This window comes from Burkholderia sp. Ac-20353, from assembly GCF_017104785.1.
GTDB lineage: Bacteria > Pseudomonadota > Gammaproteobacteria > Burkholderiales > Burkholderiaceae > Burkholderia.
The window spans coordinates 26,429-37,788 of the sequence record NZ_JAAGPL010000080.1 but is presented as its reverse complement, the minus strand read 5'-3'; the positions used below and the strand labels follow the sequence as shown (position 1 = coordinate 37,788).

10 protein-coding genes are annotated in these 11,360 nt (G+C 66.9%); 5 read left to right on the top strand and 5 right to left on the bottom strand.

Features of this window, described 5'->3' with window-relative positions; all coding sequences use genetic code 11:
- Together G3N94_RS22300 and G3N94_RS22295 are read left to right on the top strand one after the other, a co-directional pair.
- Positions 1 to 1,309 (top strand): NAD-dependent succinate-semialdehyde dehydrogenase (locus G3N94_RS22300; RefSeq protein ID WP_205794731.1); only part of this gene is annotated, 1,309 nt, incomplete at its 5' end.
- Between the two features lie 47 nt (positions 1,310 to 1,356).
- Complete coding sequence (locus G3N94_RS22295; protein ID WP_205794730.1) at positions 1,357 to 2,355, top strand: M14 family metallopeptidase; 999 nt, start codon at positions 1,357 to 1,359, stop codon at positions 2,353 to 2,355.
- Positions 2,356 to 2,376: 21 nt separating this feature from the next.
- Here G3N94_RS22295 and G3N94_RS22290 read toward each other — a convergent pair whose 3' ends face one another.
- A complete protein-coding gene (locus G3N94_RS22290; RefSeq protein ID WP_205794729.1) occupies positions 2,377 to 3,540 on the bottom strand; it encodes a M20 aminoacylase family protein in 1,164 nt (387 codons plus the stop codon).
- Between the two features lie 204 nt (positions 3,541 to 3,744).
- On the opposite strand from G3N94_RS22290, the gene G3N94_RS22285 reads away from it, so the two are divergent.
- A complete protein-coding gene (locus G3N94_RS22285) occupies positions 3,745 to 4,221 on the top strand; it encodes an Lrp/AsnC family transcriptional regulator (protein ID WP_205794728.1) in 477 nt (158 codons plus the stop codon).
- A 54-nt stretch (positions 4,222 to 4,275) separates the two neighbouring features.
- Here G3N94_RS22285 and G3N94_RS22280 read toward each other — a convergent pair whose 3' ends face one another.
- From G3N94_RS22280 to G3N94_RS22265, 4 genes are all read right to left on the bottom strand, one after another.
- Entirely contained in the window at positions 4,276 to 5,904 is a 1,629-nt protein-coding gene (locus tag G3N94_RS22280; protein WP_205794727.1) for an APC family permease, read from the bottom strand.
- A 123-nt stretch (positions 5,905 to 6,027) separates the two neighbouring features.
- Complete coding sequence (locus G3N94_RS22275; protein WP_205794726.1) at positions 6,028 to 7,257, bottom strand: diaminopropionate ammonia-lyase; 1,230 nt, start codon at positions 7,255 to 7,257, stop codon at positions 6,028 to 6,030.
- Between the two features lie 55 nt (positions 7,258 to 7,312).
- Positions 7,313 to 8,575, bottom strand: coding sequence for a Zn-dependent hydrolase (locus tag G3N94_RS22270; protein ID WP_205794725.1), 1,263 nt, complete (start codon positions 8,573 to 8,575; stop codon positions 7,313 to 7,315).
- Positions 8,572 to 8,940, bottom strand: a complete 369-nt coding sequence (locus G3N94_RS22265; RefSeq protein ID WP_205794724.1) for a hypothetical protein — start codon at positions 8,938 to 8,940, stop codon at positions 8,572 to 8,574. The genes G3N94_RS22270 and G3N94_RS22265 overlap by 4 nt, the downstream gene beginning before the upstream one ends.
- A 132-nt stretch (positions 8,941 to 9,072) precedes the next feature.
- On the opposite strand from G3N94_RS22265, the gene G3N94_RS22260 reads away from it, so the two are divergent.
- The gene (locus G3N94_RS22260) at positions 9,073 to 11,139 is read left to right on the top strand and encodes an FUSC family protein (RefSeq protein ID WP_205794723.1); all 2,067 of its coding nucleotides are present in this window, start codon (positions 9,073 to 9,075) and stop codon (positions 11,137 to 11,139) included.
- Positions 11,136 to 11,360, top strand: a complete 225-nt coding sequence (locus G3N94_RS22255) for a DUF1656 domain-containing protein (protein WP_205794722.1) — start codon at positions 11,136 to 11,138, stop codon at positions 11,358 to 11,360. Before G3N94_RS22260 ends, G3N94_RS22255 begins: the two co-directional genes overlap by 4 nt.

The window sequence follows — 11,360 nt, the reverse complement described above, 5'->3', positions numbered from 1 at the left end:
GACCGACGCGGCGGCCCGCGCGCTGCCCGCGTGGCGCGCGACGACGGCCCGCGAGCGCGCGACGATCCTGCGCAACTGGCATGCGGCGATCGTCGCGCACACCGAGGATCTCGCGCGGCTGATGTCGCGCGAGCAAGGCAAGCCGCTCGCGGAAGCGCGCGGCGAAGTCGCATACGGTGCGTCGTACGTGCTGTGGTTCGCCGAGGAAGCGACTCGCGCGTACGGCGACCTCATTCCTCAGCAGCAGCGCGGCAAGCGGATGAGCGCGGTCAAGGAGCCGATCGGCATCGTCGCCGCGATCACGCCGTGGAATTTTCCGCTCGCGATGATCGCGCGCAAGATTGCGCCGGCGCTCGCGGCGGGCTGCACGGTCGTCGCGAAGCCGGCCGAGGACACCCCGCTCACCGCGCTCGCGCTCGCGTTTCTCGCGCACGAAGCAGGCGTGCCGCCCGGCGTGCTCAACATGATCGCGGCGTCGCGCGAGCGCGGCGCCGACGCGGTCGCCGACTGGCTCGCCGACGGCCGCGTGCGCAAGATCACGTTCACCGGCTCGACACCGGTCGGCAAGCTGCTTGCGCGCGAATCGGCGGCGACATTGAAGAAGCTGTCGCTCGAGCTCGGCGGCAACGCGCCGTTCATCGTGTTCGACGACGCCGACCTCGACGCGGCCGTCGACGGGCTGATGGCCGCCAAGTTCCGTAACGGCGGACAGACCTGCGTGTGCCCGAACCGCGTGTTCGTGCAGCAGCGCGTGTACGACGCGTTCGCCGCACGCGTGGCCGAGCGGGTCGGCGCGTTGAAGGTCGCGCCGGCCACCGATCCCGCCGCGCAGATCGGCCCGATGATCAACGCGCGCGCGGTCGACAAGATCGCGCGCCACGTCGACGACGCGGTATCGCGCGGCGCGCGCGTGCTGACGGGCGGCACACGCCTGCCTGCGCTCGGCCCGCACTACTACGCGCCGACCGTGCTCGCCGACGCCGCGCCCGGCATGCAGTTGTGCGGCGAGGAGACTTTCGGGCCGGTCGTCGCGCTGTTCCCGTTCGCGACAGAGGACGACGCGGTCGACACCGCGAACGACACGCCGTTCGGGCTCGCCGCGTATTTCTACACGCAGGACGCGCGGCGAATCGTACGCGTGTCAGCGCGGCTCGAGACGGGCATCGTCGGCATCAACGAAGGCGCGCTCGCGAGCGAAGCCGCGCCGTTCGGCGGCGTGAAGGAATCGGGCTACGGCCGCGAAGGCTCGCGCTACGGCCTCGACGACTACCTGTCGATCAAGTACCTGTGCCAGGGCGGGCTCGACTGAGCCCGTTCGTGCCGCCCTGCTCCGACACCCTTTCGACACACGCCACCATGACCGCATCCGCTTCCGCCTTCGTCCCCTATCCGATCGAAGTCGCGTTTCCCGACCTCGCTGCGCACCGCGCGGGCAATACGGGCGTCGACTACGTGTACCGCTTCGCGTCCGGCGTGCCGGGCCCGAACGTGATGGTCAACGCGCTCACGCACGGCAACGAGGTGTGCGGCGCGATTGTCGTCGATGCGCTGCTCGCGCTCGGCGTGCGGCCGCGGCGCGGCACGCTGACGCTGTCGTTCGCGAACGTCGCGGGCTACGTACGCTTCGATCCCGCGCAGCCGGACGCGGCACGCTTCGTCGACCAGGACTTCAACCGCGTGTGGACACCTGCGGTGCTCGACGACCTGTCGGTCCGCTCGGCCGAACTCGATCGCGCCCGCGCGCTGCGGCCGTTCGTCGACGCCGCGGACTCGCTGCTCGACCTGCACTCGATGCACGAGCGCAGCGCGCCGCTGATCGTCGCGGGGCCGCTCGACAAGGGTGTCGAACTCGCGCGCCGGGTCGGCGCACCGGCCACGGTGATCCGCGATGCCGGGCACCCGGAAGGCACACGGATGCGCGATTATGCGGCGTTTGGCGATCCGGACAGCCCGAAATGCGCGATTCTCGTCGAATGCGGGCAACACTGGGAGGCGCGCGCGGTCGATGTTGCGCGCGACTGCACGGCGCGGTTCCTCGTCGCGTCAGGTGTCGTCGACACGGCCGATCTGCCGGCGGACTGGTTTCTGCCATTGCCGGACACGATGCGCGTCGTGCAGGTGACGGAACCGGTCGTCGCGACGAGCTACGCGTTCCGCTTCGCCGGCGACTACACGGGCCTCGAACACTTCGCGGAAGCCGGCACCGTGATCGGCTGGTCGAACGACGTCCCCGTCGTGACGCCGTATCCGGACTGCGTGCTCGTGATGCCGTCGCTGCGGCAGTTGCGGCCCGGCGTCACCGTTGTAAGGCTGGGGCGGCTCGAGCGGGAAGTCGCGCCGCTCGCGCGCGATTGAGGCCCGCGAGCCTGCGCCCCATCACCGCGCCGCCAGCGCGAGCCGCGCCACCTCCGCGAAATAGCGCGCGCCGATCGGCAGGATGTCATCGTTGAAGTCGTACGTCGCGTTGTGCAGCGGCACGCCACCTTTTTCCCGCGCATCGCCGTTGCCGATGAAGATGAAATTGCCGGGCACGACCTGCAGGAATGCGCCGAAGTCCTCCGAGATCATCATCGGCTGCACGTTCGCGTCGACATGGTGCGCGCCCATGATGTTCGTCGCCGCCGCCACCGCAACATCGACGTACTCCGGCGAGTTCACGGTCGGCGCGAACTCGTGCGTGTACGCGAAATCGCATTCGACGCCGTGCATCCGGCAGATCCCTTCGCTCACGTCGCGCATGCGCGTCTCGAGCAGTTGCTGCACGTCGGGCGAGTAGCTCCGCGTGTCGCCCTTGATCGTCACGTTCGACGGAATCACGTTGCGCAGCCCGTCGGTGAGGATCTCCGTGCACGAAATCACGGCCGGCAGGCCTGGATCGAGATTGCGCGAGATGATCGTCTGCAGGCCCAGCACGATCTGCGCGGCAATCACGATCGGATCGACACCCATATGCGGACGTGCGGCATGCGTGCCGCGCGCCTTGATATGGATCACGAAGTTGTCCTCGCTTGCCATGATGCCGCCCGGCCGCGTCGAGAACGAGCCGGCCGGCATGCCCGGCATGTTGTGCGCGCCGAAGATCGCGTCCACCGGGAAGCGCTCGAACAGGCCGTCCCTGATCATCGCCTTCGCGCCGCGGCCGTGTTCCTCCGCGGGCTGGAAGATGAACCGCACCGTGCCGTCGAAATCTCGCTGCTCCGACAGCAGCCGCGCGGCGCCGAGCACCATCGCCATGTGACCGTCATGCCCGCAAGCATGCATCTTCCCGTGCGTGCACGATGCATACGCGCGATCCGGCGCGTTCTCGACGATGTTCAGCGCGTCCATGTCGGCACGCAGGCCGATCGTTCGCGGCCCGTCGCCGCAGGTCAGGCTCGCGACGACGCCGGTGCCGCCGATGCCGCGATGAACCTCGAGGCCGAAACCCTCGAGGACGCTCGCGACGTAATCCGACGTGGCCACCTCCTCGAATCCGGTCTCGGGATTGCGGTGAAAGTGATGGCGCCAGTGCTTCAGCTTCGATTGCAGCGTGTTTTCCATGCTCGACATGTCCTTGTAAGGCCGGCGTTGCCGGCGGCCCCGGCGACAGCGAACGCAGCGGAGCGATCCGCACGCATGCTCATTGACCGGGCGCCTTCCATCAAAATAATATTTCAAGCAGCCTTGAATATCGGCGCAATCTTGCGGCCGTTATTGCAAGGAAATTTCATCCCGACACGCACCCCGACACACATTTCCCGCCCCATGACGACCACGCTCGACAATTTCGACCTGAAGCTGCTGACGGAAATCCAGCGGGACGCGCACACGCCGCAAAGCGAGCTGGCGGCGCGCGTCAACCTGTCGCCTGCCGCGGTCAACCGCCGGCTGCGGCGCCTCGCGGACGACGGTGTCATCGATCGCTATACGGCGATCCTCGCGCCCGAGAAGGTCGGCTACCCGCTGACGATCGTCAGCACGATCGAAGTCGAAAGCGAGCAGATCGATCTGCTCGACGCAATGAAACGCACGTTCGAAGCGTGCCCGCAGATCCAGCAGTGTTATTACGTCGCCGGCGAGTGGGACTTCGTGCTGATCTTCTCGGTCCGGCACATGGACGAGTACACCGACCTGACGCGCCAGCTGTTCTTCGCGAACAACAACGTGAAGCGCTTCAAGACGCTCGTCTGCATGAGTCGCGTCAAGGCCGGACTGGACATTCCTGTCGCTCCGGCGGCATGACATCACGGCGGTCGCCGCCGGTGCCGCAGATCGGCGGCGACGCGGGGAGTCATGTCAGCCAACCCGTTCCGCGTGGACGGCAACATGCGCGTCCGCTTCGCCGTCGGCATGCTCCGCCGACACACGTTCGTTCAGATAGACGGTGCGCTGCCCGCTCGCGACACCCCAGCGGTAGAACATCAGCGCCACCGCCGCGACCGCAACCAGGTCCCACCCGTCGGGAATGATTCCGTAGCCGCCGAATTCTCGCCCGCCGATCCGCGACAGCAGCGCCATCGCGGGCAGGTACGCGAGCATCCACCATGCCGATCGCAGCTCCGTTCGAAAACGGCTCCACCCGGCCTTCGATTGGTAATACAGATAGATCGGCAGCGCCGCGACGATCAGCAGGATGATCTGGCCGGTCAGCGGCCAGCACGCCCAGTAGAGCACCAGCGACGCGCAGACGAACGCGAACGGGGCCACCACGGACATGCCGGGAATGCGCAGCGGCCTCGGCAGGTCGCCCGCGTGCGTGCGCAGCGCCATCACGCTGACCGGCCCGGTCAGGAACGAAATGACGGTCGCGACCGAGATCACCGCGGCGAGCGTGCCCCAGCCTCGAAAGAAGAACATGAAGACGAACGACACACCGAGGTTGAACCACATCGCCGCCCGCGGCACGCGATACAGCGGATGAAGGGTGCCGAACACGCGCGGCATCGTGCCGTTGCGCTCCATCGCATAGATCATCCGCGCGGTCGTCGCCGTGTAGATCGCGCCGGTTCCCGACGGACTGACGAATGCATCGACATACAGCAGCATCGCGAGCCAGTTGAGATTCACGGCGATCGCGAGCTCGGCGAACGGCGATGAAAAGTTCAGCCCGTGCCAGCCGGCCGCGATGCTCGACGGGTTCACCGCGCCGATGAACGCGACCTGCAGCAGCACATAGATCACCAGCGCAAGCAGGATCGAGCCGACGAGCGCAAACGGGATGCTGCGCGACGGGTTACGCGCTTCGCCCGCGAGGCTGACCGGGCTCTGGAAGCCATTAAAGCTGAAGACGATCCCGCTCGTCGCCACGGCCGTCAGGATCGACGTCCACCCGTATGGCGCAAATTGCGCGCCGCTGCCGAGCGCGAAGTTCTGCTGATGAAACCCGCTCCAGATGAGACCCGCGATCGTCGCGCCCGGCACCAGGAACTTGAACACCGTGATGGCCGTGTTGGTCTTCACGAACAGCTTCACGCCCCAGTAGTTCAGCATGAAGTACACGACGACCAGCGCCGCGCTCGCGAACAGCCCATGTGTCGTCAGATCCTCGCCGACCATCAGCGCACGCGCCCACGGATACGGCCAGGACGCCATGTACTGAACCGACGCGATCGCCTCGATCGGGATCACCGAAACGATCGAGATCCAGTTCGCCCATGCGGCGATGAAGCCGACCAGCGCGCCGTGCGAATAGCGCGCGTAGCGGACCATGCCGCCCGATTCGGGAAACGTCGTGCCCAGTTCCGCATAAGCCAGCGCGATCGCGAGCACGACGACGGCGCCGATGATCCACGCGACGATCGCCGCCGGCCCCGCGATCTTCGACGCATGCCATGCGCCGAACAGCCAGCCCGAGCCGATGATCGACCCGAGTCCGGTAAAGAGCAGCGACACGGGGCCGATGCTCCGGTTGACGGGTTCCTTCATGTCTGTCTCCAGGAGAGCGGCGCGCGGCGATCAGGCTCGCCGCTGCAGCCGCTTTCGTCATTGTTCTGATTAGGTGGGTGTCGTCATCGTGCTTGCCACTTCATGACGACGCTGCTGCATCGCTCAGGCGATCGCACGCTCGCGCCACGCCGCCTGGCGGGCGAGCACGGCTTCCGCGGTCTCGCCGACCAGTTCGCGATAGGTGGCCGGCGCGGTCGCGCCTTCGGTGTTGATCAGCAGCACGCGGGACGCGCGGTCGAGCCCGACCTTCGCGGCCAGCTCCGGATTCCTCATCAACACCGTGAGACCGGCCAGCCCTGCGACGCCCGATTCGCCGGCGACGATCGGCGTATCGCCGTCACGCCCCACCGCCAGCACGCGCATCGCGTCTATCGCATCGTCGTCGCTGATCGTCATGAAATCGTCGACGCCCGGCTGCAGGAATCGCCACGCAAGCGGCGACGTCTCGCCGCACGCCAGACCGGCCATCACGGAGTCGACCGATCCCGTCGCGCGCGAAGCATGGCCGGCCAGCGCGCTCTGATACAGGCAATCGGCCTGCTGCGGCTCGACGACGACGAATCGCGGCCGATGCGCGCCGTGGAACTCCCACAGATAGCTGACGAGCCCCGCCGCGAGTCCACCGACGCCGCCCTGCAGGAACACGTGCGTAAAGGCCGGCCGATCGGGCTGGCTGCCGCTCTGCTCGACGAGTTCCGCGGCAATCGTGCCGTAGCCTTGCATCACGTCGCGCGGAATCTCCTCGTAACCGTCGTACGACGTATCCGACACGACATGCCAGCCGTTCGCGGCGGCGAGCGTCGCGGCCTCGTCGACCGACTCGTCGTAGTTGCCGGCGATCCGGACGATCTCCGCGCCATACGCGGCAATCGCCTGTTCCCGCTCGACGCTCACGTTCGCATGCAGCACGATCACGCAGCGGCAGCCGAGCGTCTGCGCGGCGGCCGCGAGCCCTTTGCCGTGATTGCCGTCCGTCGCGCTGATCACCGTGAAGTGCGTCAGCAGCTCGCGATAGCGCCCTTCGAACAGCGCGCGCGGATCGAGATCGTGGCCGGGCCACAAGCGCAGGATCAGGCGCACGAGCGCAATCGGCGCGCCCAGCGCCTTGAAGCTGCCCAGCACCGAGCGGGCCGACTCGTCCTTCACGCAGAGGCTGCCGATACCGAGGCCGGCCGCCAGCCCGGGCAGTTCATGCAGCGGTGTCGCGTCCGGCGCGATCTTGTCCCAGCAGGAAAGCCACGCGCGGCTTTCCTGCGCGCGCTCGATATTCAGGATGCCTTTCAGTTCTTCAGGATACGGGATGCGCGTTGCGCGTGGATTGGCTGCCAGCATGGCCGTAGGACTCCAACAATGAGTTAAGGGGATGGTTCGAAACCGCGCTATTTGATCAACGCGCGGCGAGCCGCGTGAGCACGACGTCCAGCAGCACGTTCGCGCCGTCGACGAGCTGTTCGTCGTCCGTGTGTTCGCGCGGGTTGTGGCTGATCCCGCCGCGGCTCGGCACGAAGATCATCGCGGCCGGCGCGATGCGCGCGATCATCTGCGCGTCGTGTCCGGCGCCGGACGTCATCCTGCGATGCGAGAAGCCCATGCGCGCGGCCGACGCTTCGATTGCATCGGCGAGGCCCGCGTCGAAGATCACCGGCTCGAAACGGACGAGGCGCTCCGTCGTGATCGTCACGCCCTCCTGTTCCGCCACCTGCGCGAGGAATTCGGCGAGGCGCCGTTCCGCGTGCTGCAGCCGGGATTCGTCCGGATCGCGCAGATCGACCGTGAACACCGCTTTGCGCGGGATCACGTTGATCACGTTCGGCTCGATGCGCAGCATGCCGATCGTCGCGAGCGTCGTGCCGGTCGCAACCGCGAGTTCGCGCACGAACACCGCGACCGCGGCAGCGACCCAGCCCGCATCGTGACGCAGATGGGTCGGCGTCGTGCCCGCGTGGTTGGCATTCCCTTGCACGGTGATCCGCTGCCACGAAATGCCCTGCAGGTTCTCGACCACACCGATACGGATGCCTTCCGCTTCGAGGATCGGCCCTTGTTCGATATGCAGTTCCAGATATTCATGCGGCACGATCGCGCCGGGCTCGAGGTCGCCCGCGTAGCCGATGCGGGCGATTTCGTCGCCGAGCCGCGTGCCGTCGATGCCGATCGTGTCCAGCGCAGTCTCGACGGCCAGGCCGCCCGCATGGACGAGCGACCCCATCATGTCGGGCTGGTAGCGAATGCCTTCCTCGTTGGTGAACGCGCCGATCGTGATCGAGCGCTGCGGCCGGATGCCCGCGCGACGGAACGCGCGCACGACCGCGAGGCCGGCCAGCACGCCATAGCAGCCGTCGAGCGCGCCGGCATTCTTCACGGTATCGATATGCGAACCCATCATCAGCGGACGCTGGCTGCCGTCGTCCGATTCGGCCCGCAGCGTGCCGAAGATGTTGCCGATGCGGTCGATGCGGATCTCGAGATCCAGTTCGCGCATCCATTCGACGACGAGGTCGCGCCCCGCGCGCTCGTCGTCAGTGAGCGCGATGCGCGTGCGTCCGCCCGCATCGGGATCGGCGCCCACCTCGCCGAGCGCGCGCAATTGCGCGAGCAGAAGCGCCCCATCCAGTTGCAGTGAAGGGGATGACGGTGCGGGGATGTTCATCGATTGTCTCCATGGTTACAACGCGGATCCGGCAACGCTGCGGGATCTGATCGAGACAAAATGTTATTTCGGGTGGTGCGATATTTCGGCGCGAAATCGCGGCGCGAATCGGAAGATTCTTGCGTTCTATAAGCAAAACCGATCGCCCCGGTCGGAAATCCGACTTGGACGCCGCGCGCCGCGGCGAGCACAATCTCGGCCATCGCAATCGAATGAAACCCTGATCCTTCATACCTGAGTTTTCGTGGCGCCCGCTGTAACCCGATGTGCGTGGCCATGCTCTTGAATAAAAAGGAAAAGGCGCGCACTCGTGCTTGAAATGCCAGCAAGAACCGCATGTTGCGTGTGGGACCTTTTTGCCACACGACCGACCTCCCTCCGCTGCGGCGCATGCCGCAAACCGGCGAAGCGCAGCACGAAGCACGGCGCGCCTCCTTTGACGCCACTGCGCGATCACCGCACCACCGCCACCGCCCGACCCTCGAAAGGAATCTGACGTGTCGCAAGCCTCCGTCGCGCCGCTTCGGTCGCGCGATCCCTTATCCATTGATCCAAGAAAGCTGCTGTTCTCGATCAGCACTTTCATTGCAGCCGCGCTGGTGCTGCTGATCTCGTTCACGTTCAGCTTCCCGCGCCCGTGGTGGGCACTGCTGACCGTGTACGTGACCGCGCAGCCGATGGCCGGCGCGTTTCGTCCGAAGGTGATCTATCGCCTCGCGGGCATTGCCGCGGGTGCGGCGGTGACGATCGTCGTCGCGCCCAACCTGCAGAATTCGCCGGTGCTGCTGGTGCTGTGCGTCGCGCTCTGGATCGGGTTCTGCATCTATCTCGCGGTGCTCGACCGCACGCCGCGCGCGTTCCTGTTCCAGATGGCAGCGTTCAGTTCGGCGGTCATCTGTTTTCCCTATCTCGACGACCCGACGAACATCTTCATCACCGCGATCTCCCGCGTCGAGGAAATGACGGTCGCGATCCTCTGCGTGACGATCACGCACATGGTCCTGAAGCCCGCCAACATCCGGCCGGTGATCCACGAACGCGCGCTGTCCTTTCTCGACGATGCATGCCGCTGGACCGCCGAAGCGTTCGGCACGCATCACACGCGCCTCGAGCACGAACATCGCCGCAAGCTCGCGGCCGACGTCACCGAGCTCGGCATGATCGCGACCAACCTGCCGTTCGACCAGCGCTTCGCGCTCGCGACGCGCGATACCGTGACAGCGCTGCAGCATCGCCTTGCGGCGTTGCTGTCGATCGCGTCGGCCGCCGCCAACCGGCTCGACCAGCTGCGCTCGCTGAATGCGGTCGACGCGGAAACGTCGGCCTTGGTCGATTCGCTGATCGGCGACCTGAACGCGTCGCAGGAAGTCGGCGAAGCGCTCGACGACGACCTTGCCTCCCGCTGTCGCGCACTCGCGGCGAAGCACCTGCAAGACCCGACCTGGACGTCGCTGCTGGCCGCGAGCCTGTTCGACCGCACGGCCGATTTCATCGACACGTTGCATGCCGCACGCGGCCTCGTGCGCACTTTCGCCGAAAGCGACGCCGAACTCGCGCGCCACCTGCAGGCCGTCGACGGCGCGCGCCGATTCCGGCTCGCGCGGGATCACGGCCTCGCGCTGCTCGCCGGCGCCGCGACGACGACCGCGATCATCCTCTATTGCGCGGTGTGGATCCTGCTCGCGTGGCCGAACGGCTCGGCGACCGCCGCGTTCGCGGCGCTCGTTACCTGCTCGTTCGCGGCGCAGGACGATCCCGCGCCGGCGATCGGCCGATACCTGGTCGCGACGCTCACGACCTTCCCGCTGGCCGCGCTGTACCTGTTCGTGATCCTGCCGCGTGTCGACGGCGCCGGGATGCTGATCCTGACGCTCGCACCAGCCTTCGTCTGGATGGGCTACATCCAGGCCGATCCCGCGCGAACCGCACGCGCGCTTCCGATGTTCTCCTGCTTTATCGTCGCCATGGGTTTTCTCGATCGTTTCCAGGCCGATTTCGCGCTGTTCCTCAATACCGGGCTTGCGCAGGTCGGCGGCATCGTCACGACGCTCGTCGTGACCAAACTCTTCCGCTCCGCGAGCACGCGCTGGACCGCCTACCGGATCGTCCGTCAGAACTGGGCCGATCTCGCGCAGATGGCCGATCCGCATCGGCCGCTCGATGCACCCACGTGGACCGCGCGCGCGGTCGACCGTCTCGGCCAGGTCGCGGCGCGGATGGCCTTCGCGCATCCCGGCGATGCGCTGCATGCGGTCGACGGCCTGAGCGACCTGCGCATCGGCCGCAACATCATCCAGGTGCGGCAGGGGCTCGAGAACGGCGACGCAAACACGCGCGACGCGATCGAGGCGGCGCTCGAGGAAGTGTCGAACCTGTTTCGCGCGAGAGCCGACGCACACCGTCCGATTGCGGCCACCGCGCCACTGCTGCGCGCGCTGAATCGCGCGATCGGCGCAGCCGCGCGCAATACGACCGGCCGCGACGACGCGACGCTGCTCGCGCTCGTCGGCATGCGCTGCAACCTGTTCCCGCATGTGCAACTGGTCGAAGGAGCGACACGATGATCGAGGAGATCCACATTTTCGGCATCTACATGCCGTCCGCGCTGATCTGGGCCGCCATCGCGCTGCTCATCACGTTCCTGCTGCGCGACACGCTGCTGCGCCTGCCGCTGCGCGTGCTCCTCTGGCAACCCGCGCTGCTCGAGCTGGCGACGTTCTTCCTGCTCTGGTGGGGTATCGCCCATCTTGCCGACGCCTATTTCCCACACAGGATCCTCTCCTGA